We start from the raw sequence: 25,372 nt of genomic DNA on the forward strand, positions 1-25,372 counted from the left end.
CTTCGGCAAGCTGGGCGTCGACGACCGCACGGCAGCCGTCACCAGCGCCATGCGCCACGGACTCCTCGACCCATAACCCCCTCACCACCTCCCACACCGAACAGACACCCGAGACCGGCAGGCGCCCCGCGCGGCGGCAGCCGCAAATCGACACAGCATCAGGGAGTCGACGGTGAAGACCCATCTCCTGTGGGTCTTCGGCAAGTTGGGCGTCGACGACCGCACCGCGGCCGTGACCAGCGCGATGCGGTACGGGTTGCTGGACTGAGCCGCCGGTGGTCGTCAGGCTCCCGTGCGGCAGGTCTGGGCCGACTCCAGCCAAGGGGCCAGGGTCGTCACGAGGGTGACGAGGAGTGCGGCGAGCCAGACCCGGTAGAGGTCCTGGGGCCGGGCACGACGGCGCGAGACCACCCACACCAGCCACGCGGCCGCCGACCCGGCCGCCAGAGCCAGCGCGACGCAGAGGGGCACCGCGTAGTCGGCGAGCGGACGCTCGGGCGGGTGGATACCACCGGTGCAGTAGGTGCCACGGGTCTGCTGGGACACCACCAGCAGGACGAGGAAGCTCGCGGGGACCGACGGTATCCAGGCCACGGCGGTCAGCAGCTTGTACCAGGCACCCTTCCAGCCCCGCAGGGCACCCTTCAGGGCCGCCCACATCGGCAGAACCGGTACGGCCATGATCACCGCCGTCTGCCACAGAGCGGCGTAGCGGTACTCGTAGCGCACCTGGGCGTTGTCGGCCCAGTAATAGAGCAGGAAGGCCCCACACAACGTGGTGACGAAGAGAAGGCCGGCCAGCGCGTGCGCGGGAACACGGGCCCTGGGCGTGCCGGGAAAGGAGGCCGGCCACAGGATGTGGCGGGCCTCCGTGCCCGGTCCCGGGTCGATCGCCGCCCGCCACCGCTCACTGATCACGGACTTCACGGCAGGGTGCCCCCTCGGCTCTCACGGTACGGACGCACAGCACTCTTGCGCGCCCGAGCCCCGGATCACCTCCGTGGAAACACGTGCATCACCACGTACCCGTGCTAGCCGAGCCGGGACTCCAGCTCCGCCACGATCTCGTTGACGCCGATCGCCGTCTGCTCTCCGGACTGCATGTCCTTGAGCTGGACGACGCCCTCGGCGAGGTCGCGTTCGCCGGCGACGATCGCGTAGCGGGCGCCACTGCGGTTGGCGTTCTTCATCGCGCCCTTCAGCCCCTTCGCGCCGTAGGAGAAGTCGGCCGCGACACCGAGCTTGCGCAACTCCGTGACCTTGGCGAACAGCAGCCGGCGGGCCTCCTCGCCGAGCGGGACGGCATAGACGGAGGTGGTGGACGGCAGGTCGAGCTCGATGCCCTCGGCCTCCAGGGCGAGGACCGTGCGGTCGACGCCGAGCGCCCAGCCGACGGACGGCAGCGCCGGGCCGCCGATCATCTCCGACAGACCGTCGTAGCGGCCGCCGCCGCCCACCGCGGACTGGGAGCCCAGACCGTCGTGCACGAACTCGAAGGTCGTACGGGTGTAGTAGTCCAGTCCGCGGACCAGCTTCGGGTCGTCCTCGAACGAGACACCCGCCGCCGTGATCAGCTCGCGGACCTCCTCGTGGTACGCCTTGCAGGCGTCGCAGAGGTAGTCACGCAGGAGGGGGGCGTCACCGAGCTGCTTCTGGACCGACTCGCGCTTGTCGTCGAGGACCCGCAGCGGGTTGATCTCGGCGCGGCGCAGGGTGTCCTCGTCGAGGTCCAGGCCGCGCAGGAAGTCCTGCAGCGCGGCCCGGTAGACCGGACGGCACTCCTTGTCGCCCAGGCTGTTGAGGAGGATCCGGAAGTTCCGCAGGCCCAGCGAGCGGTACGCCTGGTCGGCCAGGATGATCAGCTCGGCGTCCAGCGCCGGGTCCTCCGCGCCGATCGCCTCGGCGCCGACCTGGGAGAAGTGGCGGTAGCGGCCCTTCTGGGGGCGCTCGTAGCGGTAGTACGAGCCGGAGTACCAGAGCTTGACGGGGAGGTTGCCCGTCTTGTGCAGGTTGGCCTCGAGGGCCGCGCGCAGGACGGAGGCGGTGCCCTCGGGGCGCAGGGCCAGCTTGTCGCCGCCCTTGGTCTCGAAGGCGTACATCTCCTTGGTCACGATGTCGGTGGACTCACCGACACCGCGCGCGAAGAGTTCGACGCTCTCGAAGCCGGGCGTCTCGATGTAGCCGTAGCCGGAGTTGCGCAGCGGCGCGGCGATCGCCTCGCGGACGGCGAGGTACCGGGCGGAGTCGGGCGGCAGAAGGTCGTACGTGCCCTTGGGGGCCTGAAAGGTGCTCACGGAAGTCTCTCGTCACATTCCTCGTCGGGGAGCCTGGGCCGCTCCCTGGCCGCCGGCGGCCACCTGCCGCAGATACGGGTTGGTGGCGCGCTCCTGGCCGATGGTCGTCTGGGGGCCGTGGCCGGACAGCACCACGGTCGAGTCGTCGAGCGGCAGGCACACGCGGGCCAGCGAGTCGAGCATCTCGGCCATGTCACCGCCGGGCAGGTCGGTGCGTCCGATGGAGCCGGCGAACAGCAGATCCCCGGAGAAGAAGACCGAGGGGATCTCGGTCGTCTCGGGCATCCGGAAGGTCACCGACCCCTTGGTATGGCCCGGCGCGTGCGCGACGGAGAACTCCAGACCCGCCAGGCCCAACTGCACGCCGTCGGTCAGCTCACGGACGTCGTCCGGCTCCCCCACGGTCAGCTCGCCCATCAGCGGCATCCCGATGGAACGGCCGAGCGCCTTCTCGGGGTCGCTCATCATGAACCGGTCCTCGGGGTGGATCCAGGCCGGCACGTCGTGCGCGCCACACACCGGGACGACCGAGGCCACATGGTCGATGTGGCCATGGGTGAGGACGACGGCGACGGGCTTGAGCCGATGCTTCGTCAGCGCTTCCTCGACTCCGGGGGCCGCCTGATGGCCCGGGTCGATGATCACGCACTCCTCACCGGCGGCGGGGGCGACGAGATAACAGTTCGTCCCCCAGGCCCCGGCGGGGAACCCGGCAATGAGCACGATCGTCCTTGGTTGTGTCGATTACGGGAGGCTTCTGGGCGGCACAGCCGCTGTCAGAGCCTACCGGCGCTGCCGTTTCCTCAGCGAACCCATATACGGTACGGGGCACACGCAAGCGGTCGATGTCACGAGACGCATGAGGAGAGAACCCGGTGGTCACCCAGGAACAGCGCAAGCGTCAGCTCGCCCGGGAGAAGTTCTTGCGGCAGCAGCAGCGCCGCACGGCCGCGCGGCGCAAGGCACGCGTGCGCAACTCGGTGATCGCGTCGGTGCTCGGCGTGATCGTGATCGGCAGCCTCACGCTCTACACGACGGGCGTCCTGAAGGACGACAAGGACGACAAGTCGAACACGAGCGCGGAGGCCAGCGCGGAGGCGTCGCCGAGCGCCGCCGAGGACCCGTGCGAGAAGGCCGCCGCCGGCAAGGTCAAGGAGCTGAGCTGGAAGAAGGAGCCGGCGATCACCATCGACAAGTCGGCGGACTACACGATGACGCTGGCGACGACGTGCGGTGACATCGGCATAGAGCTGAAGACGGCCGCGGCCCCGCACACGGTCAACTCGTTCGCCTACCTCGCCGGCAAGGGCTACTTCGACCACACGAAGTGCCACCGGCTGACCACCAACGGGATCTACGTGCTGCAGTGCGGGGACCCGACGGGCAGCGGCAGCGGCGGACCGGGCTACACCATCCCGGACGAGAATCTGAAGGACAAGAGCCTCAAGGACAACATCTACCCGGCGGGCACGGTCGCGATGGCCAACACCGGGCAGGCGCACACCGGCGGCAGCCAGTTCTTCCTCGTCTACCAGGACAGTTCGCTCCCGCCGAGCTACACCCCGTTCGGTACGGTGTCGGCCGAGGGCATGAAGGTCCTGAAGAAGATCGCCGCCGCGGGTGAGAACACCGGCGCCGGTGACGGTGCCCCGAACGCGACCGTTGTGATCAACAAGGCGACGGTCACGAAGTCCTGACGGCCGGGGGCGCCGGGTCCCCGCGTCCGGGGCGGCCAACAGCGGAATTTCGGTCGCGCTGGATGCGGACAGGCGCACCGCCGGTCGCCTATGTTGGCCGTGACGAAACTGTGGACGATGCCCAGGGGCGCCGTAGCCCCTCGGAGGCATCATGTGGAGGAGGCGCTGTGAGCAGCGACCCGTGGGGCCGCGTCGACGAGACGGGCACCGTGTACGTGCGTACGGCCGATGGCGAGCAGGTCGTCGGTTCCTGGCAGGCCGGCTCCCCAGAGGAGGCCTTGGCCTACTTCGAGCGCAAGTACGAGGGCCTGGTTGTCGAGATCGGCCTCCTCGAGAAGCGGGTGCAGACGACCGATCTGTCGGCGAAGGACGCCCAGGTCGCCATCGACCACATCCGCGAGCAGGTTGACGCGCATCACGCGGTCGGTGACCTGGACGCGCTGAAGTCCCGCCTCGACAAGCTGGTGCAGACGGTCGAGTCGCGCCGCGAGGAGCGCAAGCAGCAGCGGGCCAAGCAGTCCGACGAGGCCCGTCACGCCAAGGAGGAGCTGGTCACCGAGGCGGAGCAGCTGGCGCAGTCCGACCAGTGGCGGGCGGCCGGTGAGCGGCTGCGGGCGCTGGTGGACACCTGGAAGGGCCTGCCGCGTCTGGACCGCAAGTCCGACGACGAGCTGTGGCACCGGTTCTCGCACGCGCGTTCGGCGTTCTCCAAGCGCCGCAAGGCCCACTTCGCGCAGCTGGACGCGCAGCGCGAGGACGCCCGCCGGATCAAGGAGCGCCTGGTCTCGGAGGCCGAGGCGCTGTCGAGTTCGACGGACTGGGGTCCGACGGCCGCCCGCTACCGTGAGCTGATGGCGGACTGGAAGGCCGCGGGCCGCGCCCAGCGCGAACACGAGGACGACCTGTGGAACCGCTTCCGCGGCGCCCAGGACGTGTTCTTCGCGGCGCGCAGCTCGGTCTTCGCCGAGCGGGACGCCGAACAGTCGGAGAACCTGAAGCTCAAGGAGGAGCTGGCCGAGGAGGCCGAGAAGCTCCTGCCGATCGGTGACCTGAAGACGGCGCGTTCCGCGTTCCGCTCGATCAACGAGCGCTGGGAGACCATCGGCCATGTGCCGCGGGACGCCCGGCCGAAGGTCGAGGGCCGGATGCACGCCGTGGAGCGGGCGATCCAGGAGGCCGAGGAGGCCGAGTGGCGCCGCACCAACCCGGAGGCACGCGCGCGTGCCGAGGGTCTGACCGGCCAGCTGCAGGCCGCGGTGGACAAGCTGCGGACGCAGATCGACCAGGCCCGCGCCCAGGGCAACGCGTCCCGCGCGGACAAGCTGGAGCGCGAGCTGGAGGGCCGCCAGGCCCTGCTGGACCAGGCGCTGAAGGGTCTGCAGGAGTTCGGCGGCTGACACGTCTGCGAAAGAGGCCCCCGTACGTGGCGTACGGGGGCCTCTCGCGTGTCCGCGGCCGGGGGCTACGGCCGACGGGCCGAGGTCACCCGGTAGACGTCGTACACGCCCTCCACGCCCCGTACGGCCTTCAGGACGTGGCCCAGGTGCTTCGGGTCGCCCATCTCGAAGGTGAAGCGGGAGGTCGCGACCCGGTCACGGGAGGTCTGGACGGCGGCCGAGAGGATGTTGACGTGCTGGTCGGACAGGACACGGGTGACGTCCGACAGCAGCCGGGACCGGTCCAGGGCCTCGACCTGGATGGCGACCAGGAACACCGAGGACTGCGTAGGCGCCCACTCGACCTCCAGGATGCGCTCCGGCTCCCGGGACAGTGACTCCACGTTGACGCAGTCGCTGCGGTGAACCGATACGCCACTACCGCGAGTGACGAAACCGATGATCGGGTCGCCCGGAACGGGTGTACAGCAGCGGGCGAGCTTGACCCAGACGTCGTCGACGCCCTTGACCACGACACCGGGGTCCTGGTTGCTGCGCCGCTTGCGGCCGCGCGTGCGGGACGGCGGGACCGCCTCGTCGATCTCCTCGGTGGCCGCCTCCTCGCCGCCGAGCGCCTGCACCAGCTTCTGTACGACGTTCTGCGCGGCCACATGGCCCTCGCCGATCGCCGCGTACAGCGAGGAGATGTCCGGGTAGCGCATCTCGTGCGCCAGCGTCACCAGGGAGTCGCCGGTCAGGATGCGCTGGATCGGCAGGTTCTGCTTGCGCATCGCACGGGCGATGGCGTCCTTGCCCTGCTCGATCGCCTCGTCGCGGCGTTCCTTGGAGAACCACGCCCGGATTTTGTTGCGGGCCCTCGGCGACTTGACGAAGCCCAGCCAGTCCCGGGACGGGCCCGCGCCGGCGGCCTTGGAGGTGAAGACCTCCACCAGGTCGCCGTTGTCCAGCGTCGATTCGAGCGGTACGAGCCTGCCGTTGACCCGGGCTCCTATGGTGCGGTGGCCCACCTCGGTGTGGACGGCGTACGCGAAGTCCACCGGAGTGGCACCCGCGGGGAGCGCGATGACATCACCCTTCGGGGTGAAGACGAAGACCTCGTTGCGGGACAGGTCGAAGCGCAGGGACTCCAGGAACTCGCTGGGGTCCTCGGTCTCCTTCTGCCAGTCGAGCAACTGGCGCAGCCACGCCATGTCGTTGAGGTGGTCGTCCTTGCCCTTGCCGGCCTTGGGGACGTCGGTGCGCACCTTGGAGGCGCCGGCGACGGCCTCCTGCTTGTACTTCCAGTGCGCGGCGATGCCGTACTCGGCGCGGCGGTGCATGTCGAACGTACGGATCTGGAGTTCGACGGGCTTGCCGTTGGGGCCGATGACCGTCGTGTGCAGCGACTGGTACATGTTGAACTTGGGCATCGCGATGTAGTCCTTGAACCGCCCCGGAACCGGGTTCCAGCGGGCGTGGACGGTGCCCAGGGCCGCGTAGCAGTCGCGGACGGTGTCCACCAGGACACGGATGCCGACCAGGTCGTAGATCTCCGCGAAGTCCCGGCCGCGGACGATCATCTTCTGGTAGACGCTGTAGTAGTGCTTGGGGCGGCCGGTGACGGTCGCCTTGATGCGGGCGGCGCGCAGGTCGGACTGGACCTCGTCGGTCACTATGGCCAGATACTCGTCACGCTTCGGAGCCCTCTCGGCCACCAGCCGTACGATCTCGTCGTACATCTTGGGGTAGAGGATCGCGAACGCGAGGTCCTCCAGCTCCCACTTGATGGTGTTCATGCCGAGGCGGTGGGCGAGGGGCGCGTAGATCTCGAGGGTCTCGCGCGCCTTCTTCTCCTGCTTCTCGCGCTTGAGGTAGCGCATGGTGCGCATGTTGTGCAGGCGGTCGGCGAGCTTGATGACCAGGACGCGCGGGTCCTTGGCCATGGCGACGACCATCTTGCGCACGGTCTCGGCCTGCGCGGCCTCGCCGAACTTGACCTTGTCCAGCTTGGTGACGCCGTCCACGAGCAGCGCGACGACGTCGCCGAAGTCGCGGCGCAGGTCGTCGAGGCCGTACTCGGTGTCCTCGACGGTGTCGTGCAGCAGGCCCGCCATGAGGGTGGCCGGGTCCATGCCGAGCTCGGCGAGGATCGTGGTCACCGCGAGGGGGTGGGTGATGTACGGGTCGCCGCTCTTGCGCTTCTGGCCGCGGTGCCAGCGCTCGGCGACCTGGTAGGCCTTCTCGATCTGGCGCAGCGTCGCGGTCTCGACCTTGGGGTCGTTGCTGCGCACTATCCGCAGCAGCGGCTCCAGGACCGGGTTGTAGGGGTTGGCGCGCTGGACGCCGAGGCGGGCGAGACGGGCGCGGACGCGGTTGGAGGAGGCGGAGCGGGCGGGAGGCTGCGCAGCTGCGGGGCGCTCGGGCGGGGCCGGCTTGGGGCGCGACTGCTCGGCCGGCCTCTCGACGGACGCCGAACGGTCGTGCTCGACCGGCCCGCTGGCGTCGGCCTGCGCAGGCTTGGCTGCGGGCGCCGAGGCGGACTCGGGCTTGGCGGCTGTCAGGTGCTGGGCCTCGTCTGGCAAGAGGGCTCCTCGTGCGCGATCCGGGTCCCCCGGTCAGGCTCCGGAGGACCCATCGTAGCGATCCTGGGCTCCGACATCGCCTTCAGGCCGATGTGAGGACCGTCTACCCGTGAAACGCAAGGGGCGGGCGCCGGATTCCTCCGGGCCCGCCTCTTACGGCGTACGACGGTTCTCAGACGGTCAGCAGGGCGTCCAGCGGGGCGCCTCCGAGTGCCGCCTCCAGGCGCGGTCGGCCGTCGAGGAAGCTCAGTTCCATCAGGACGGAGACGCCCGCGACCTCGGCGCCCGCGCGGTGGATGAGCCGGATCGCGGCCTCGGCGGTGCCGCCGGTGGCGAGCACGTCGTCGACGATCAGGATCCGGTCCCCGGCGGTGAGGTCCTCGGCGTGCACCTCGATCTCCGCCGAGCCGTACTCCAGGTCGTAGGCCTGGCTGAGCGTGGCTCCGGGGAGCTTGCCCGCCTTGCGTACGGGGATGAAGCCGAGGCCGGCGCGGACGGCGACCGGGGCGCCCAGGATGAAGCCCCGGGCCTCCAGGCCGACGATCCTGGTGGCGCCGGTGCGCTCGGCGATCTCCGCGAACGCGTCGGTGAGCGCGGTGAACGCCGCCGGGTCCGCCAGGAGCGGGGTGATGTCCTTGAACATCACGCCCGGCTCCGGGTAGTCCGCCACATCGCGGATACGGCTGAGCAACAGCTCCTTGATGCCGGTCATCGGCGCTTCCCCGACGGACGGCGACGGCTGCGCGGCCCGGACTGGTCGCGCGGTCCGACGACCGCCGGGGTGGCGTCCTCGGAGTCGCCCCCGAAGTCACCGCGGGCCTCGGCCAGTTCCTCTTCGGCGGCAGCCTGGGCGCGCTTGGCCAGGACCCGCTTCTTCAGGGCCTTCATCTGCGGCTCGCGCTCCTTGAGGTCGGCGACGAGCGGCGTGGCGATGAAGATCGAGGAGTAGGCACCGGCGGCGAGACCGACGAACAGCGACAGCGAGATGTCGTTGAGCGTCCCCGCGCCGAGGACACCGCCGCCGATGAACAGCAGGCCCGCGACCGGCAGCAGCGCGACCACCGTGGTGTTGATGGAGCGGACCAGGGTGCCGTTGATCGAGCGGTTGGCGACCTCGCTGTACGTGAAGCGGGTCTGCTTGGTGAGGTCCTTCGTCTGTTCCTTGAGGGAGTCGAAGACGACGACCGTGTCGTACAGCGAGTAACCGAGGATCGTCAGCAGACCGATCACCGTACCGGGCGTGACCTCGAAGCCGACGAGGGCGTAGATGCCGACGGTGATGGTGATGTCGTGGATCAGGGCGACGAGCGCCGCGATGGCCATGCGCCATTCGAAGGCGATCGCCAGGTAGATCACGACGAGGATCATGAAGATCGCCAGACCCTGCCAGGCCTTGTTCGCGATCTGGTCACCCCAGCTGGGGCCGACGAGGTCGGCGGCGATCTTCTCCGGGTCGACCTTGAAGTCCTCGGCGAGCTTGGTCTTGATCTCGTCGGACTGCTGGGTGTCCATGCCGGCGATCTGGATGCGCAGCGTGTCGTTGCCGAGCTTCTGCACGACCGCCTGGTGGCCGGAGGCCTCCTCCGCGAAGGTCTCCGCCTGGGAGACGGAGACGCTGGTCTTCGGGGTGGTGAAGACCGCGCCGCCCTGGAAGTCGATGCCCATGTTCAGGCCCCGGACCGCGAGACCCAGGATGGCCGTGATGGTGATCAGGATCGAGATGCCGTACCAGAGCTTGCGGTGGCCGATGAAGTCGTAGCTGACCTCGCCACGGTGCAGTCGGGCGCCGAGGTTGCCGAGTTTCGACACGCTCACGCCTCCTTCGTCTCGACGGGGCCGGCAGGACCGGCGGGACGGCGGGTGCGGCGGATCGGCGGCTGGGCGCCGAGGCTCTTGGGGTCGAGCCCGGACCACTTGTGGCCGTTCGCGAAGAACTTCCGGCGGGCCACCAGCGTCATCAGCGGCTTGGTGAAGAAGAAGACCACGACCACGTCGAGGACGGTGGTCAGACCGAGGGTGAACGCGAAGCCCTGGACCTTGCCGACGGTGACGATGAAGAGCACCGCGGCGGCGAGGAAGGACACGAAGTCGGAGACCAGGATGGTGCGCCGGGCGCGCGGCCAGGCCCGCTCGACGGCGGGGCGCAGGGTCCGTCCCTCACGGATCTCGTCCCGGATGCGTTCGAAGTACACGATGAACGAGTCCGCTGTGATACCGATCGCGACGATGGCACCGCAGACGGCCGGCAGGTTCAGCGCGAAGCCGATGGCCGGGCCGAGCAGCGACATCAGCACGTAGGTGAGGGCCGCGGAGACCAGCAGCGAGGCGATCGCGATGAGCGACAGACCACGGTAGTAGGCCACCAGGTAGATCACGACCAGGGCGAGGCCGATCGCGCCGGCGAGCAGACCGGCGTGCAGCTGGTCACCGCCGAGTGCCGCGGTCACGGTGGTCACGCTCTGCTCCTTGAAGGAGAGCGGGAGCGCACCGTACGACAGCATGTTGGCGAGGTTCTGGGCCTCTTCCTGGGTGAAGCTGCCGGAGATCTGCGCGTTGCCACCGGTGATGGAGGAGCTCACGTACGGGCTGGAGACGACGTTGCCGTCGAGCACGATGGCGAACTCGTTCTGCGGCTGGGTGTTCTGCGCCAGCTGGGCGGTGACGTCGGCGAACTTCTTCGTCCCCGCGGAGTTGAAGTCCATGGTGACCTGCCAGCCGGACGCGCCCTGCGTGTCGAAGACGGCGGAGGCCTTGTCGATCTCGGTGCCGGCGACGGCGGACGGGCCGAGCAGGTACTTGTACCAGACCCCGGAGATCTCGCCGCAGGCGACGGTGGCGTCCTCGGGCTTGACGCCCTCGCCGGCCTTCGTGCGGACGGACTCCTTGGAGCAGTCCAGCGAGGCGTACTTGGCCTGGAGCGCGGCGGACTCGGCGTCCGTGCCCGAGGCGGAGGCCGACGGGCTGGCGGAGGCCTTCGCGCTGCTGCTGGCGGACGCGGACGACGACGGCGTGGAGTCGGCCTTCAGCGCGTCGGTGACGGCGCGGCCCTGCGAGGTGGCGGTGGCCGACGGTGAGGACGAGGAGCTCGCCTTCTCACCGGTGCCGGAGGCACTCGACGACGGGCTCGCGGTCGAGCTCGGCGAGGCGCTGGAGGAGGCGTCGGCGGTCGCGCTGGGCGAGGCGGTGCCCGCGACGGCGCCGGTGGCCTCCTGCGCCAGGACCGGACGGAAGTACAGCTTGGCGGTGGTGCCGACCTGGTCCCGGGCTTCCTTGGAGTTGGTGCCCTTGGGGATGTTCACGATGATGTTGCGGTCGCCCTGGGTCTGCACCTCCGCCTCGGAGACGCCCAGGCCGTTGACACGGCGGTTCATGATCTCGACCGCGGTGTCCATGTTGGCCTTGTTGATCGCGGACCCTTGGTCGGCCTTCGCCTCCAGCGTGATGCTGGTGCCGCCGGCAAGGTCGATGCCGAGTCGCGGGGTCGTGTTCCCGGAGGCGAACATGCCCCCGGTGAGCCCCACGATGGCGATCAGGATCAGGGCCAGTGAGCGCCCTGGCTTGCTCTGGGCGCTCGCGCTCCGGCCCTTCTTAGGTGCTGCCACCTTCTTGTACTCCCTCTCGGGCCGCCACGCGCCTGGTCAGGGCGACGGCCATGACATGTAGTCGGGATCTCCTGCGAGATGCGCACGCCCCGGGGCCCACGGGTGTGATCCGTGTGCCCCGGGGGCGTGACTACTTCTTCGCGTCGGAGTCGCCGTCGGTCTTCTTCGGCTCCTCGTCGCCCTCGGCCTGCTGGGCCTCGGGCTCGTCGGCCTTCACCGCGTCCTCGTCGGACGCGCCCTTCTTGCCGAGGTCGACGGACTTGTCGTCGGAGGCGGCGGCAGCTTCGTCGGCGGGCTCGTCGGCGTCGGCGGGGTCGGTGAGGGAGGAGGCGTCGTCCGGGACGACGTCGGAGTCGGACTTCAGGTCGTGCTCGATGCCGTGGACGATGCGGTTGTACTCGTCGTCGCTCAGGACGGCGCCGATCGCGTTCTTCGCGAAGAGCAGTTCCACGCCGGGCCCGGCGTCGAGGAGGACCGTGTCTTCACTGACCTCCTTGACCGTCGCGTACATGCCCCCGATGGTGCGGACGCCACTGCCGGGCTGCATCTCGTTCCGCATGTCGGCGGCCTGCTGCTGCTTCTTCTTGGCCGACCGCGTCATCAGGAACATGGCCCCGATGAGCACGATGAACGGCAGGAGGGTCAAAGGACTCACGGGTCGGAACTTCCTTCATGCGACCGCGATGGCTGAGCGGCCTGATGGATGGGGGTTGGTTGTGTGCTGCCGACAAAGGCGGCATCGGCGGAGTCTAAGCGAGTCCGCGTGCATGGAACAACGCTCAGCATGGCACCTGGGTTCCTGGCCTCGCCATTGCCCCCGCCGATGGACCGCTCAGGTCCCGAACAGGTCCTGTTGTCCGTTTCCTGCCGTGGCGGTGCGGGGCGGGGTGAGGCCGAGGTGCGTCCAGGCGGCCGGGGTGGCCACGCGTCCGCGCGGGGTGCGGGCGAGCAGTCCCTCACGGACGAGGAACGGCTCGGCGACCTCTTCCACGGTCTCACGCTCCTCCCCCACCGCGACGGCGAGCGTCGACAGCCCGACCGGACCGCCGCCGAACAGTTTCAGCAGGGCTTCGAGGACCGCGCGGTCGAGACGGTCGAGGCCGCGGCCGTCGACCTCGTAGACGGCGAGGGCCGCCGAGGCGATGTCACGGGTGATCACTCCGTCGGCCTTGACCTGCGCGTAGTCACGGACGCGGCGCAGCAGACGGTTGGCGATGCGGGGCGTACCGCGGGAGCGGCCGGCGATCTCGGCGGCGCCGTGGGAATCGATCTCGACGTCGAGGAGGTCGGCCGAGCGGTGGACGACGCGCTGGAGCTCCGCGGGCTCGTAGAACTCCATGTGCGCGGTGAAGCCGAAGCGGTCGCGCAGCGGGGGCGGCAGCAGGCCCGCGCGCGTGGTGGCGCCGACCAGGGTGAAGGGGGGCAGTTCGAGGGGGATGGCGGTGGCGCCGGGGCCCTTGCCGACGATGACGTCGACCCGGAAGTCCTCCATCGCCATGTAGAGCATCTCCTCGGCGGGCCGGGACATGCGGTGGATCTCGTCGAGGAAGAGGACCTCGCCCTCCTGGAGGGAGGAGAGGATCGCGGCGAGGTCGCCGGCGTGCTGGATGGCGGGGCCGGAGGTGATGCGGATGGGGGCGCCCATCTCGGCCGCGATGATCATCGAAAGGGTGGTCTTGCCGAGGCCGGGGGCGCCGGAGAGCAGCACGTGGTCGGCGGTGGCCCCGCGCGCGCGGGCGGCGCGCAGGACGAGGTCGAGCTGTTCGCGGACCTTCTCCTGGCCGATGAACTCGCCCAGGTCCTTGGGGCGCAGGGCGGCCTCGACGGCCTGGTCCTCACCGTCGGCGACAGAGCCCACCAGCCGCTCGGCCGCGGCCTCGGTGTCGGTCGTGTCGTCCCAGTTCATTGATGTGCCTCAGCGGGGTCGGAGGGGGCCGGTGATGGGTGGGCCCGTGGGGGCGGGGTCAGCGGGCGCGGTTCAGGGTCTGGAGGGCTGCCTTGAGGAGCGGCCCGACCTGCGGGGTGCCCTGGGCGGCCTCGGCCTGCGGGGTCACGGCGGCCACGGCCTCGTCGGCCTCGCGGGTGGCGTAGCCCAGGCCGATGAGGGCGGCGTGCAGCTGGTCGCGCCAGCCCTGGGTGACCGGGGCGCCGACCGCGGGGGCGCCGACCGGCTCGCCGAGCCGGTCCTTCAGATCCAGCAGGAGCTTCTGGGCACCCTTCTTGCCGATGCCGGGGACGGCGATCAGCGCCTTCTCGTCTCCGGTGGACACCGCGCGGCGCAGCGCGTCCGGGGTGTGCACGCCGAGCATCGCCTGGGCGAGCCGGGGGCCGACGCCGCTCGCGGTCTGGAGCAGCTCGAAGACCTGGCGCTCGTCGTCGTCGACGAAGCCGTACAGGGTGAGGGAGTCCTCGCGGACGACGAGGGAGGTGGCGAGTCTGGCCGGCTGGCCGAGGCGGAGTGTGGACAGGGTGTTCGGCGTGCACTGGACGGCGATGCCGATCCCGCCCACCTCGACGACGGCGGAGTCCGGGGCGAGGGCGGCGACCGGGCCGCTGACGAAGGCGATCATGCGGTACGGCCTTTCGATGATGCTTGGGCTGTGTGCAGGGCGACGGCCTGCTGCAGGCGGTTCTGGGCGGGGGCGCGCCAGATGTGGCAGATGGCGAGGGCGAGGGCGTCGGCGGCGTCGGCGGGCCTCGGAGGCGCGCTGAGCCGCAGAAGCCGGGTGACCATGGCTCCCACCTGGGCCTTGTCGGCGCGGCCGCTGCCCGTGACGGCGGCCTTGACCTCGCTGGGGGTGTGCAGGGCGACGGGGATGCCGCGGCGGGCGGCGCACAGCATGGCGACGGCGCTGGCCTGGGCGGTGCCCATGACCGTACGGACGTTGTGCTGGCTGAAGACCCGCTCGACGGCGACGTACTCGGGCCGGTACTCGTCGAGCCACTGCTCGATGCCCTGCTCGATGGCGACGAGGCGGTGGCCCAGCTCGGCGTCCGCGGGCGTACGGACGACACCGACGCCGAGCATGGTCAGCGGCCGGCCCGCGACCCCCTCGACGACACCGACACCGCACCGCGTCAGTCCGGGGTCCACCCCGAGTACGCGCACTACGCCCCCCTCCCCTCCTTGCGGCCAAACCGCCGCCGCTCTCGCGGACCTGGCTGAGCACCGTCGTGGTTCCTCAATTGATGGTTGCGGCCCGGGGACGGTGATCTATGGATGGCGCCAGGCTAGTCGCTGCCACTGACAACAGCGGCGGGCCGGTGAGACGTGTCCCACCGGCCCGCCGGTATCCGCTCAGCCCGCGGCAGCGTTACGCGTCGACCTTCTCCATGACCTCGTCGCTCACGTCGAAGTTGGCGAAGACGTTCTGCACGTCGTCGCTGTCCTCGAGGGCGTCGATGAGCCTGAAGATCTTCTTGGCGCCCTCCTCGTCCAGTTCGACCTGGACGGACGGCACGAAGCTGGACTCGGCGGAGTCGTAGTCGATGCCGGCCTCCTGGAGGGCGGTGCGGACCCCGACCAGGTCGGTGGCCTCGCTGACGACCTCGAAGGACTCGCCGAGGTCGTTGACCTCCTCGGCGCCCGCGTCCAGGACGGCACCGAGGACGTCGTCCTCGCTCAGCTCGCCCTTGGGCACGATGATGACGCCCTTGCGGCTGAACATGTACGACACGGAACCCGGGTCGGCCATGTTGCCGCCGTTGCGGGTCATGGCGACGCGGACGTCGGAGGCGGCGCGGTTGCGGTTGTCGGTGAGGCACTCGATGAGCACCGCGACACCGTTCGGACCGTAACCCTCGTACATGATCGTCTCGTAGTCGGCGCCACCGGCCTCGAGACCGCCGCCGCGCTTGATCGCGGAGTCGATGTTCTTGTTCGGCACCGACTGCTTCTTGGCCTTCTGCACGGCGTCGTACAGCGTCGGGTTGCCCTCGAGGTCGACGCCGCCCATGCGCGCCGCGACCTCGATGTTCTTGATCAGCTTCGCGAAGAGTTTGCCGCGCTTGGCGTCGATCACGGCCTTCTTGTGCTTCGTCGTAGCCCATTTAGAGTGGCCGGACATCTGCCTGTCTCCTTCGCGTAACCATCCACATAACGAATGCCAGAGATCCTACAAGGACTCCGCCGTGCGGTTCGCGCGCACCATGTCGACGAACAGGGAGTGCACGCGGTGGTCGCCGGTCAGTTCCGGGTGGAACGACGTGGCGAGCGCGTTGCCCTGGCGGACGGCGACGATGTGGCCGTCGTGCTCGGCGAGCACCTCGACGTCCGCGCCGACGGACTCCACCCAGGGGGCGCGGATGAAGACGCCCTCCACAGGATCGCCCTCGACGCCCCTGACGTCCACGGCCGCCTCGAAGGACTCGTTCTGCCGTCCGAAGGCGTTGCGGCGCACGATCATGTCGATGCCGCCGAACGTCTCCTGGCCCGAGCGCGGGTCGAGGATCTTGTCGGCGAGCATGATCAGGCCGGCGCAGGTGCCGTAGACGGGCATTCCGGCGCGTACGCGCGCGCGGAGCGGCTCCATCACGTCGAACAGGACGGCCAGTTTGGAGATGGTGGTGGACTCACCGCCGGGGATGACGAGGCCGTCCACCGCGGCGAGTTCCTCGGGGCGCCTGACGGGCCTGGCCACGGCGTCGGCCGCGGCCAGGGCGATCAGGTGCTCCCGTACGTCGCCCTGGAGGGCCAGGACGCCTATGACGGGGGTGTTCATGTGTCCGGTGCCTTACCAGCCGCGGTTGGCGTAGCGCTCGGCCTCGGGGAGGGTGTCGCAGTTGATGCCGACCATGGCCTCGCCGAGGTTGCGGGACGCGTCCGCGATGATCTTGGGGTCGTCGTAGAAGGTGGTGGCCTTCACGATGGCGGCGGCGCGCTTGGCCGGGTCGCCGGACTTGAAGATGCCGGAGCCGACGAACACGCCCTCGGCGCCGAGCTGGCGCATCAGCGCGGCGTCGGCGGGGGTGGCGACACCACCGGCGGAGAACAGCACGACCGGGAGCTTGCCGAGCTCGGCGACCTCCTTGACCAGCTCGTACGGGGCGCGCAGCTCCTTGGCGGCGGCGTACAGCTCGTGGTTGTCGTAGCCGCGCAGCCTGGCGATCTCGTTCTTGATCTGGCGCAGGTGGCGGACCGCCTCGACGACGTTGCCGGTGCCGGCCTCGCCCTTGGAGCGGATCATCGCGGCACCCTCGGCGATGCGGCGCAGGGCCTCGCCCAGGTTGGTGGCGCCACAGACGAACGGGGTGGTGAAGGCCCACTTGTCGGAGTGGTTGACCTCGTCGGCCGGGGTGAGGACCTCGGACTCGTCGATGTAGTCGACACCGAGGGACTGCAGGACCTGGGCCTCGACGAAGTGGCCGATCCGGGACTTGGCCATGACCGGGATCGAGACGGCCTCGATGATGCCCTCGATCATGTCGGGGTCGGACATGCGGGCCACGCCGCCGTCCTTGCGGATGTCGGCCGGGACCCGCTCCAGGGCCATGACCGCGACGGCCCCCGCGTCCTCGGCGATCTTCGCCTGCTCCGGCGTGACGACGTCCATGATCACGCCGCCCTTGAGCTGCTCGGCCATACCGCGCTTCACGCGCGCGGTGCCGGTCTCGGGAGCCTGGTTCTCGGTGATGGACACGGGTTGACCTCACTGGAGTGGAAGAGGGGATGGTGCGGACACCGAGGAAACGGGAGTGGACCAGTCCACAGCAAGGGCCAATGGGAAGGCGGTGGATCGTTTTCGGCTCGGGTGGTGGCTCAGGAGGCGCGGTCCGCGAGGGCGGCGGGGGCCTCGTCGTCCATCTCGAAGGCCATCGGGAACGGGGCGTGACCGGCCAGCCGGAACCAGCGCACCTTGCGGTGCTCACGCAGGCGGCGCGCGGCACCCACTGCGTCGTTGTGGAAGCGGCGGGCCATGGGCACCCGGCGGACGGCCTCCGTCAGCTCATGGGTCGCCGCCTCTCCCCCGGGTGCCTCGCGCACGGCCTCCACCTGCTGGGCGTCCGAGAAGACGGCCCGCAGGGCCTGGCTCAGCTCGCTCTCGGCGACCTCCCGCTGCTCCTCCTCGGCCTGCCGGGCGGCGTGCGCGGCCTCGTACAGCACGATCGACGCGGCCGGGTCGAGGACCCCCGCGGTGGCCAGTTCCTGGGCCACGGAGGCCCTACGCAGCAGCTGGGCGTCCAGCGCCGCGCGGGCGGCGTCGATACGGGCGTGCAGACGGTCCAGACGGCCTGCCGTCCAGCTCAGGTACAGGCCGATCGCGACGAGGACGACGAGGGCCCAGATGAGGGTTGCGGTCACGGGCAGCAAGGCTATCGGGGCAGTCTGGCGCAACGAGCGCGGGCTCGGGGCGCCGTACCGAGGCAGGCGCCCAGCCACTCAAGGCCCGACGCGAGCCGCACGCGGCAGCCCGAGGCACCCCGGTCCTGCCCGTCGCGCACCGATCCGAGCGCCCGGCGGCCCCGGCCCACCCCAGTCACGGTCTGCCACGGACGAAACCGAGCCGCACCGCCCCGCTCCCGACCCGTCGCACACGGATCCGAACGCACGGCTGCGCCGCAGCGCCCCCGCCGCGGTCTGCCACGGGGCAATCCGGGCCGTACGGCAACCCCGCAGCATCCCGGCCGTCGTCAGTCGCGGGACGTCCCCGTCGGTGTCAGTCGCGGGCCAGTCCCAGTCGGGCGCGGAGGCCTGGGCCGCCCCGGTCGTCGTCGGCTGCGGCGACCGCTGCCGCGCCCGCCGTGACCGTCTCGTACACCGAGAGGATGTCCGCGCCGACCGTCGACCAGTCGAAGCGGCGGACGTGGATGCTGCCCCGGTCCCGCAGCTCGGCGCGGCGCTCCGGGTCGCCCAGGAGCCGTACGGCCGCCTCGGCCAGCGCGTCGGCGTCCTCGTTGGCGAAGAGTTCGCCCGCCGCTCCCTGGTCGAGGACCTGGGCGAAGGCGTCCAGGTCGGCGGCGAGGACGGGCGCGCCCGCCGACATGGCCTCGACGAGGATGATGCCGAAGCTCTCGCCGCCGGTGTTGGGGGCGACGTACAGGTCGACGCTGCGCAGGAAGCGGGCCTTGTCCTCGTCGCTGACCATGCCGAGGAACTCCACGCGCGGGCGCAGTTCCTTCGGGAGGTTCGCCACCGCCTCCTCGGCGTCGCCGCGGCCCGCGACCAGCAGCCGCGCCTCCGGCCGCTCGGCGAAGATCCTCGGCAGGGCCTTCATCAGCACCGGCAGGCCCTTGCGGGGCTCGTCGATCCGGCCGACGAAGCCGAGCGTCCCGCCCTGCCACTCGGGCCTGGGCTCGGCCTTGGCGAAGAAGTCGACGTCCACGCCGTTGGGGATGACGACCGCGTCCCCGCCGAGATGCTCCACGAGCGTCCGGCGGGCGTACTCGCTGACGGCGATCCGCGCGCTGATCTTCTCCAGGGCGGCCTGGAGGATCGAGTACGCGGCGATCATCGCGCGCGAGCGCGGGTTGGACGTGTGGAAGGTCGCCACGATGGGGCCCTGCGCCGCCCAGCAGGTCAGCAGGCCGAGGGACGGCGAGGTCGGCTCGTGGATGTGGATGACGTCGAACGAGCCGTCGTGCAGCCAGCGGCGCACGCGCGCGGCGCTCAGGAAACCGAAGTTCAGCCGGGCCACCGAGCCGTTGTACGGCACCGGGACCGCGCGGCCGGCCGAGACGACGTACGGCGGCAGCGGGGTGTCGTCGTCCGCGGGGGCGAGGACGGACACGTCGTGGCCCAGCCGGATGAAGTACTCGGCGAGGTCGCGGATGTGGAACTGGACGCCGCCCGGCACGTCCCAGGAGTAAGGGCAGACGATGCCGATCCTCACGCGGTCCCCCCGGGACCGGGGCGCGCGGGGTCGAGATCCGCGCGCCACAACCGCTGAAGCATGTGCCAGTCCTCCGGATGGTCGGCGATGCCCGAGGCGAAGGCGTCTGCCAGCGCCTGTGTCATGACAGACGTCCTCTCCGGCCGCGTACCTGACTGGGGTACCTCGATCGGGGGATGGACGCGGCCCTGCATGACGGGCGAGTCGTCGTACCAGAGCGTCACGGGGAGCAGGAGGGCGCCGGTCTGCTGGGCGAGCAGGGCCGGGCCCGCGGGCATCGTGGCGGTGTCGCCGAAGAAGGTCACCTCGACGCCCGAGGCGGACAGGTCGCGCTCGGCGACCAGGCAGACCAGGCCGCCGTCGCGCAGCCGCCGGGCCAGGGTGCCGAAGGCGGTGCCGCCGCTGTGCGGCAGGACCTCCATGCCGAGGCCCTCGCGGTAGGCGACGAAACGGTCGTACAGGGATTCGGGCCTGAGGCGTTCGGCGACCGTCGTGAACGGGGTCTCGAGCTTGGTGGTGACCCAGGCGCCCGCGAGGTCCCAGTTCGCCATGTGGGGCAGCGCGAGGATGACGCCCCGGTCGGAGGCGATGCCGTCGGTGAGGTGGTGGACGTCCTTGGGGTCGAAGCCTGTCCTTATCCGCTCCTCGCTCCACGCGGGCAGCCGGAACGACTCCATCCAGTAGCGCAGGTAGGACCGCATGCCCGCGCGCGAGAGCTCGGCGAGCCGCTCGGGGCCCGCGTCCGGCACCACGCGCGCGTAGTTGCTCTCCAGCCGCCGTACACCCTTGCCGCGCCGCTTCCAGGCCAGGTCGGCGACGGTCTGCCCGAGGCGCACCGCGGCCGGCTCGGGGAGCTTCTTCACTGTGCCCCAGCCGAGGCCGTACAGCGCGTCGGTCAGCCGCTCCTGGGGGCTCACTTCGCGGCCTCCCTCCCCTGGGCCTCGTGTCCCTGAGCCTCGTGTCCCTGTGCCTCATGTTCCTGGGGGTTGTTCTGTCCCTGCTCGTCCTGGGCCGCCGCGGCCTCCGCCTCGGCCGACTCCCGCCGGACCGTGACGACCCGCTGGATCAGCGTGACCAGGCTGCCGACGGCGACGACCCACAGCGCGACCGGCAGCAGGTACTGGATGCCGGGCACACCGAAGGCGTGCAGTCCCGCGAGCCCGGCCGCGACCAGGGAGACCACCAGGCGTTCGGCCCGCTCGACGAGCCCGTTGACGGCGACCGGCAGGCCGATCGATTCGCCACGGGCCTTGGTGTACGACACCACCTGGCCGCTGGCCAGGCAGAAGATCGAGACGGCGCACAGGACGTTGTCGTCGCCGTTGCCCGCGTACCAGAGGGCGAAGCCGCCGAAGATCGCACCGTCGGCGACCCGGTCTAGCGTGGAGTCCAGGAAGGCGCCCCAGCGGCTGGAGCGGCCGAGCTGGCGCGCCATGTTCCCGTCGACGAGGTCGGAGAACACGAAGAGCGTGATCACGACCGTGCCCCAGAAGAACTCTCCCCTGGGGTAGAAGACCAGCGCTCCCGCGACCACACCGGCGGTGCCGATCAGCGTGACCGTGTCGGGGCTGACCCCCCGCCGGATCAGAAATGCGGCGAACGGCGTGAGAACACGCGTGAAGAACGCACGCGCGTACTTGTTCAGCATGGCCTTCCCGAGGGTCGGTTGGCCGGGCGGCCCCTGCTGGCCACCGGCTGGCCCATCGTAGCCACGCGCGCGTGTGTGCGACGGGCGGGCACCCGCACCCCGTGTCACAGCACGACGGCATCCAGGTCACGCCCCGGTCGCGGCCCGGCCCCGGCCCTCCCGGCCCGGCTTCACGTCCGCCGTATGGACGCGCGGTGACGGGAGTGGAAAGCTCGAAGGACCGCGGGCGTCGCCGGAGCCGCCAGCACGCGGGGCCGTCGTGCCCGCGCCCCCGATGACCTCACCGTGCACGGGAGGCAAGAAATGGGCGACAAGGCCAACACACACCCCGGAGCCGCCGGCAGGGCTACGGCGGCCGACCATCCCGCGTCCGTACGGAATGTGGTGCTGGTCGGCCACTCCGGTTCGGGCAAGACGACATTGGTGGAGGCTCTCGCGCTGACGGCGGGAGCGGTGAACCGGGCGGGCCGCGTGGAGGACGGCGGCACCGTCTCGGACTACGACGAGATCGAGCACCGGCAGCAACGCTCCGTACAGCTCTCCCTGGTGCCGGTCGACTGGGACGGCATCAAGATCAACCTACTGGACACCCCCGGATACGCCGACTTCGTCGGGGAGCTCAGGGCCGGTCTGCGCGCGGCGGACGCGGCCCTCTTCGTCGTCTCGGCCTCGGACGGCGTGGACGGCTCGACCCGCATGGTCTGGGAGGAGTGCGCGGCGGTCGGCATGCCGCGCGCGATCGTCGTCACGCACCTGGAGGCGGCCCGCGGCTTCGGGGAGATGACCCGGGTCTGTGCGGAGGCGTTCGGCGGCGACGACCCGGACGCCGTGCTCCCGCTGTACCTGCCGCTGCACGGCCCGCAGGCGCCCGACGGGCACGCGCCCGTGACGGGGCTGACCGGACTGCTGTCGCAGAAGCTGTTCGACTACTCATCCGGCGAGCGCAAGGAGTCCGAACCGGGCGAGGACCAGCTGCCGGACCTCGAGGAGGCCCGTAACCGGCTCATCGAGGGGATCATCGCCGAGAGCGAGGACGAGACCCTCATGGACCGCTATCTCGGCGGCGAGGAGATCGACGTCAGGACACTGATCGAGGACCTGGAGCGGGCCGTCGCGCGCGGCACGTTCTTCCCCGTCCTGGCGGCCGCGCCCGCCGCCGACGGCGCCCGGCAGGGCATCGGCACGGTCGAGGTGCTGGAGCTGGTCACCAGAGGCTTCCCGACGCCTCTGGAACGCGAGGCGCCGCAGGTGACGACGGTCGACGGCAGGCCGCGCGAGCTGAAGCTGTGCGATCCCGGCGGGCCGCTGGTCGCGGAGGTCGTGAAGACGTCGTCCGACCCGTACGTCGGCCGGGTCTCGCTGGTGCGGATCTTCTCCGGCACCCTGCGCCCCGACGAGACGGTCCATGTCTCCGGGCACGGTCTGGCCGACCGCGGCCACGAGGACCACGACGTCGACGAGCGCATCGGCGCCCTGTCCGCGCCCTTCGGCAAGCAGCAGCGGACGCTGACGCACGCCATCGCGGGCGACCTCGCGTGCGTGGCGAAACTCAGCCGCGCGGAGACCGGTGACACGCTCTCCGCGAAGGACGACCCGCTCCTCATGGAGCCCTGGCAGATGCCCGACCCGTTGCTGCCGCTCGCCATCCAGGCGCACAGCAAGCCCGACGAGGACAAGCTCTCGCAGGGCCTCGCGCGGCTGGTCGCCGAGGATCCGACGATGCGCCTGGAGCAGAACCAGGACACCCACCAGGTGGTGCTGTGGTGCCTGGGCGAGGCGCACGCCGACGTGGCCCTGGAGCGGCTGCGCGCCCGCTACGGCGTCCAGGTCGACGTCGTGCCGCACCGGGTCTCCCTCCGGGAGACGTTCGCGGACCGGTCGGCCGGGCGCGGTCGGCATGTGAAGCAGTCCGGCGGGCACGGCCAGTACGCGATCTGCGAGATCGAGGTGGAGCCGCTGCCGGGAGGCTCGGGCATCGAGTTCGTGGACAAGGTCGTCGGCGGCGCGGTGCCGCGGCAGTTCATCCCGTCCGTCGAGAAGGGCGTCCGGTCGCAGGCGGCCAAGGGCGTCGTGGGCGGGCATCCGCTGGTCGACGTGCGGATCACGCTGCTGGACGGCAAGGCGCACTCGGTGGACTCCTCCGACGCCGCGTTCCAGACGGCCGGGGCGCTGGCGCTGCGAGAGGCGGCGGCCGACGCGAAGATCCATCTGCTGGAGCCGGTGGCCGAGGTGAGCGTGCTGGTCGGCGACGACTACGTGGGCGCCGTGATGAGCGACCTGTCGGGGCGGCGCGGGCGGGTGCTGGGCACCGAGCAGACGGCCGGCGGGCGCACGCTCGTACGGGCCGAGGTGCCCGAGATCGAGATCGGCCGGTACGCGGTCGACCTGCGCTCGCTGTCGCACGGTACGGCGCGTTTCCACCGCGTGTACGCCCGGCACGAGCCGATGCCACCGCAGGTGGCCGAGAGGGTCCGCCAACAGGCGGAGGCAAGCTAGGGATTGAGGCTCCGGCAGTCTCAAGTGACCAGGGAGGAAGGTGATCCTCCGGTTCGGCGGGCGGCTTCGGCCGTCCGCCGACGGATGTCGGTGGCTGGGGATACGCTGATGACCTGATCAACAGGTGTGCGGAGTACGGAAGTCGGGAAGGCCGCAGGAGCGGGACGGCGGCGAGTGGGGGCGGGAATGACCGTGGAGGACTTCTTCGGGCCACAGGTGCCCCGGACGGGCGGAGCGGGGCAGGGCCCGACGTTCGCGCTCGCCTCGGCGGCCTACCGGGACACCCCGATGGAGGAGATCAAGAAGGCCGACAACGAATGGCACCAGTCGACGGTCAACGAGGGCCGCAAGTGGGCGAAGATCTTCCGGCCCAACTTCGGTGAGGCGTACTCCCAGGCAGTGATCGACCGCATGCTGGGCGTCGGCCGCAAGCCGCTCATCCAGTCCTTCGGCAGCGAGCCCCAGGTCGTCGTCGAGCACTGTCTCGCGGCCACCCGCATCAGGCGGCAGCGCGACACCAAACTGACCGGCATCATGCTCCTGTGCGGGGTGCTGTTCCTGCCCGGCCTGCTGGTGTGGCTGCTCGTCTTCCAACTCCGGGCCGGCATGGCCAAGACGGACAACAAGCGGATCTCCGGGCTCGGCACCGGCCTGCTCGTCGCCGTCGCCGCCCTCGCGGTGATCTTCCTGGTCCGGATGCCGTTCACCGGCTTCTGGGGGTGGTACGCGCGCGGGTGCATCGTGGCCCCGGTCGCCGGCTGGTTCCTCGCCAAGCGGATCTGCGAGACCACTGCGAAGGACCTGCGCGAGCGCTGGGACGGGCTGCTGTCCGGCGGCAGCGTCGGCGCGAAGGTCCCCGAGGCCGTACCGACCAGCCCCGACCAGGCGGCGGCCGAGCAGCTGCGCCAGTCCCTGGCCCGGCTCAGCGCCGAGCAGCAGTCCAACTCGGTCTTCTACGCCGGCACCAAGGGCATACTCGGCATGGGCACCCGCTGGGGCGCCTGGCACCTCGCGGAGGAGCTGGTCCCGCTCGACCCGGTCAAGGGCATCCACGAGTTCCGCAGCTGGACGGTGATCCGGGCGATCCACGAGGAACTGACCGTGCTGCACCGGCAGCGGCTGAAGACCGGCGGCTTCCCGGAGCCGCAGGTACGGCACTGGGTCGTCACGCATGTCGGCGAGGGCGCCAAGGAGGTGTCCAGGCCCGAGGGCACGGACATCGAGGCGTACCAGTTCAAGCCCCGGGCCATCGAGGACATCTGCAACAACCAGCAGTTCGACAGCGGCAACCGGCACTACCTGGGCGTGCAGTGGCCGCACCTGTGGAACGGCAGTCTGATCCTCACCCTGATGGTCACCGTGACGGTGCTGAAGGAGACCCTGCGCATCGAGGTCACGGGACACGCCCTGGGCCCGGTCAACGGCCTGTTCGGCGGCAAGCCGGAAGCCCCCACCAAGGAGGTCGCCAAGACCGTCCGCTTCTGGGAGACGCGGACGATCAAGCTGCCGCTGGTCACCACCGACGAGGTGGTCCGGCTGGCCGCGCGGGCCACGATCAGCTGGTACCCGCCCCTGCTGAAGTGGCTCGGCGGCTCGATCGGCCTGCCCGAGCCGTTCGGCCTGCGGCACGCCTGGGCGGACCAGCCCTGGCGGCACCGCTTCATGGCGGACGACGCGCTGCGCACGGCCACGCCGGTGCTGCGCGCGGTGCACCGGGCCGCGTTCAGGGTCCTCAAGGAGCACGACGTGGACCTGGAGAAGTTCAGCTCGCGCTCGTCGGTGCTGAGCGGCGGCGTCCAGGAGGTGTCACCCCGCAAGGCGGACACCTACGACGCGTAGCCGCCCGGG

At 70.6% G+C, this 25,372-nt stretch carries 22 protein-coding genes and 1 pseudogene; 5 read left to right on the forward strand and 18 right to left on the reverse strand.

The window, feature by feature from the left end:
* Nucleotides 1-154: 154 nt before the first annotated feature.
* A pseudogene (locus ACLZN2_RS01480) lies at nt 155-268 on the forward strand (DNA-binding response regulator); the annotation flags it as partial.
* A gap of 14 nt (nt 269-282) precedes the next feature.
* Here ACLZN2_RS01480 and ACLZN2_RS01485 read toward each other — a convergent pair.
* From ACLZN2_RS01485 to ACLZN2_RS01495, 3 genes are all read right to left on the reverse strand, one after another.
* Nucleotides 283-927, reverse strand: coding sequence for a hypothetical protein (locus ACLZN2_RS01485; protein ID WP_416976471.1), 645 nt, complete (start codon nt 925-927; stop codon nt 283-285).
* Between the two features lie 104 nt (nt 928-1,031).
* Complete coding sequence (hisS, locus tag ACLZN2_RS01490; RefSeq protein WP_416976472.1) at nt 1,032-2,294, reverse strand: histidine--tRNA ligase; 1,263 nt, start codon at nt 2,292-2,294, stop codon at nt 1,032-1,034.
* Between the two features lie 12 nt (nt 2,295-2,306).
* On the reverse strand, nt 2,307-3,017 hold the full coding sequence (locus ACLZN2_RS01495; protein ID WP_416976473.1) for an MBL fold metallo-hydrolase: 711 nt from the start codon (nt 3,015-3,017) through the stop codon (nt 2,307-2,309).
* A 152-nt stretch (nt 3,018-3,169) separates the two neighbouring features.
* Here ACLZN2_RS01495 and ACLZN2_RS01500 point away from each other — a divergent pair, with 152 nt between their 5' ends.
* A complete protein-coding gene (locus tag ACLZN2_RS01500) occupies nt 3,170-3,991 on the forward strand; it encodes a peptidylprolyl isomerase (protein WP_416976474.1) in 822 nt (273 codons plus the stop codon).
* A gap of 167 nt (nt 3,992-4,158) precedes the next feature.
* A complete protein-coding gene (locus tag ACLZN2_RS01505; RefSeq protein WP_416976475.1) occupies nt 4,159-5,388 on the forward strand; it encodes a DUF349 domain-containing protein in 1,230 nt (409 codons plus the stop codon).
* 65 nt (nt 5,389-5,453) lie between these two features.
* On the opposite strand, the gene ACLZN2_RS01510 is transcribed toward ACLZN2_RS01505, so the two are convergent.
* The 15 genes from ACLZN2_RS01510 to pgsA form a co-directional block, all read right to left on the reverse strand.
* Nucleotides 5,454-7,949 carry a RelA/SpoT family protein gene (locus ACLZN2_RS01510; protein ID WP_416976476.1) on the reverse strand — a complete coding sequence of 832 codons (2,496 nt, stop codon included), beginning with the start codon at nt 7,947-7,949 and terminating at the stop codon, nt 5,454-5,456.
* A 172-nt stretch (nt 7,950-8,121) separates the two neighbouring features.
* Entirely contained in the window at nt 8,122-8,661 is a 540-nt protein-coding gene (locus ACLZN2_RS01515) for an adenine phosphoribosyltransferase (protein WP_416976477.1), read from the reverse strand.
* Nucleotides 8,658-9,758, reverse strand: coding sequence for a protein translocase subunit SecF (secF, locus tag ACLZN2_RS01520; protein WP_416976625.1), 1,101 nt, complete (start codon nt 9,756-9,758; stop codon nt 8,658-8,660). The genes ACLZN2_RS01515 and secF overlap by 4 nt, the downstream gene beginning before the upstream one ends.
* A gap of 2 nt (nt 9,759-9,760) precedes the next feature.
* Nucleotides 9,761-11,551, reverse strand: coding sequence for a protein translocase subunit SecD (secD, locus tag ACLZN2_RS01525; protein WP_416976478.1), 1,791 nt, complete (start codon nt 11,549-11,551; stop codon nt 9,761-9,763).
* A gap of 130 nt (nt 11,552-11,681) precedes the next feature.
* A complete protein-coding gene (gene yajC, locus ACLZN2_RS01530) occupies nt 11,682-12,206 on the reverse strand; it encodes a preprotein translocase subunit YajC (RefSeq protein WP_416976479.1) in 525 nt (174 codons plus the stop codon).
* A 177-nt stretch (nt 12,207-12,383) separates the two neighbouring features.
* Nucleotides 12,384-13,457 (reverse strand): Holliday junction branch migration DNA helicase RuvB, encoded by a 1,074-nt coding sequence (gene ruvB / locus ACLZN2_RS01535; protein WP_416976480.1) that lies wholly within the window; start codon nt 13,455-13,457, stop codon nt 12,384-12,386.
* Nucleotides 13,458-13,515: 58 nt separating this feature from the next.
* Entirely contained in the window at nt 13,516-14,121 is a 606-nt protein-coding gene (gene ruvA, locus ACLZN2_RS01540) for a Holliday junction branch migration protein RuvA (RefSeq protein ID WP_416976481.1), read from the reverse strand.
* Complete coding sequence (gene ruvC, locus ACLZN2_RS01545; protein ID WP_416976482.1) at nt 14,118-14,660, reverse strand: crossover junction endodeoxyribonuclease RuvC; 543 nt, start codon at nt 14,658-14,660, stop codon at nt 14,118-14,120. The genes ruvA and ruvC overlap by 4 nt, the downstream gene beginning before the upstream one ends.
* 205 nt (nt 14,661-14,865) lie before the next feature.
* Nucleotides 14,866-15,618, reverse strand: a complete 753-nt coding sequence (locus tag ACLZN2_RS01550; protein WP_416976483.1) for a YebC/PmpR family DNA-binding transcriptional regulator — start codon at nt 15,616-15,618, stop codon at nt 14,866-14,868.
* Nucleotides 15,619-15,666: 48 nt separating this feature from the next.
* Nucleotides 15,667-16,272 (reverse strand): pyridoxal 5'-phosphate synthase glutaminase subunit PdxT, encoded by a 606-nt coding sequence (gene pdxT, locus ACLZN2_RS01555; RefSeq protein ID WP_416976484.1) that lies wholly within the window; start codon nt 16,270-16,272, stop codon nt 15,667-15,669.
* Nucleotides 16,273-16,284: 12 nt separating this feature from the next.
* Complete coding sequence (gene pdxS / locus ACLZN2_RS01560; RefSeq protein WP_133913352.1) at nt 16,285-17,190, reverse strand: pyridoxal 5'-phosphate synthase lyase subunit PdxS; 906 nt, start codon at nt 17,188-17,190, stop codon at nt 16,285-16,287.
* Between the two features lie 119 nt (nt 17,191-17,309).
* Entirely contained in the window at nt 17,310-17,852 is a 543-nt protein-coding gene (locus tag ACLZN2_RS01565) for a hypothetical protein (protein ID WP_416976485.1), read from the reverse strand.
* Between the two features lie 355 nt (nt 17,853-18,207).
* The gene (locus ACLZN2_RS01570) at nt 18,208-19,380 is read right to left on the reverse strand and encodes a glycosyltransferase family 4 protein (RefSeq protein WP_416976486.1); all 1,173 of its coding nucleotides are present in this window, start codon (nt 19,378-19,380) and stop codon (nt 18,208-18,210) included.
* Entirely contained in the window at nt 19,377-20,297 is a 921-nt protein-coding gene (locus ACLZN2_RS01575; protein WP_416976487.1) for a phosphatidylinositol mannoside acyltransferase, read from the reverse strand. Before ACLZN2_RS01575 ends, ACLZN2_RS01570 begins: the two co-directional genes overlap by 4 nt.
* Entirely contained in the window at nt 20,294-21,028 is a 735-nt protein-coding gene (gene pgsA / locus ACLZN2_RS01580; RefSeq protein ID WP_416976488.1) for a phosphatidylinositol phosphate synthase, read from the reverse strand. Before pgsA ends, ACLZN2_RS01575 begins: the two co-directional genes overlap by 4 nt.
* 303 nt (nt 21,029-21,331) lie before the next feature.
* Between pgsA and ACLZN2_RS01585 the strand changes: the two genes are divergently transcribed.
* Both ACLZN2_RS01585 and ACLZN2_RS01590 read left to right on the forward strand, forming a co-directional pair.
* Complete coding sequence (locus tag ACLZN2_RS01585) at nt 21,332-23,524, forward strand: elongation factor G-like protein EF-G2 (RefSeq protein WP_416976489.1); 2,193 nt, start codon at nt 21,332-21,334, stop codon at nt 23,522-23,524.
* A 186-nt stretch (nt 23,525-23,710) separates the two neighbouring features.
* A complete protein-coding gene (locus tag ACLZN2_RS01590) occupies nt 23,711-25,363 on the forward strand; it encodes a hypothetical protein (RefSeq protein WP_416976490.1) in 1,653 nt (550 codons plus the stop codon).
* The last annotated feature ends 9 nt before the right edge of the window (nt 25,364-25,372 follow it).

The organism is Streptomyces sp. T028 (assembly GCF_048159505.1).
Lineage (GTDB): Bacteria > Actinomycetota > Actinomycetes > Streptomycetales > Streptomycetaceae > Streptomyces.

Bases quoted from the DNA above. Each gene is read 5' to 3' on its own strand.
- ACLZN2_RS01515 (WP_416976477.1), bottom strand. From the start codon at position 8,661: ATGACCGGCATCAAGGAGCTGTTGCTCAGCCGTATCCGCGATGTGGCG.
- ruvB (WP_416976480.1), bottom strand. From the start codon at position 13,457: ATGAACTGGGACGACACGACCGACACCGAGGCCGCGGCCGAGCGGCTG.
- ruvA (WP_416976481.1), bottom strand. From the start codon at position 14,121: ATGATCGCCTTCGTCAGCGGCCCGGTCGCCGCCCTCGCCCCGGACTCC.
- ACLZN2_RS01550 (WP_416976483.1), bottom strand. From the start codon at position 15,618: ATGTCCGGCCACTCTAAATGGGCTACGACGAAGCACAAGAAGGCCGTG.
- pdxT (WP_416976484.1), bottom strand. From the start codon at position 16,272: ATGAACACCCCCGTCATAGGCGTCCTGGCCCTCCAGGGCGACGTACGG.
- pgsA (WP_416976488.1), bottom strand. From the start codon at position 21,028: ATGCTGAACAAGTACGCGCGTGCGTTCTTCACGCGTGTTCTCACGCCG.
- ACLZN2_RS01585 (WP_416976489.1), top strand. From the start codon at position 21,332: ATGGGCGACAAGGCCAACACACACCCCGGAGCCGCCGGCAGGGCTACG.
- ACLZN2_RS01590 (WP_416976490.1), top strand. From the start codon at position 23,711: ATGACCGTGGAGGACTTCTTCGGGCCACAGGTGCCCCGGACGGGCGGA.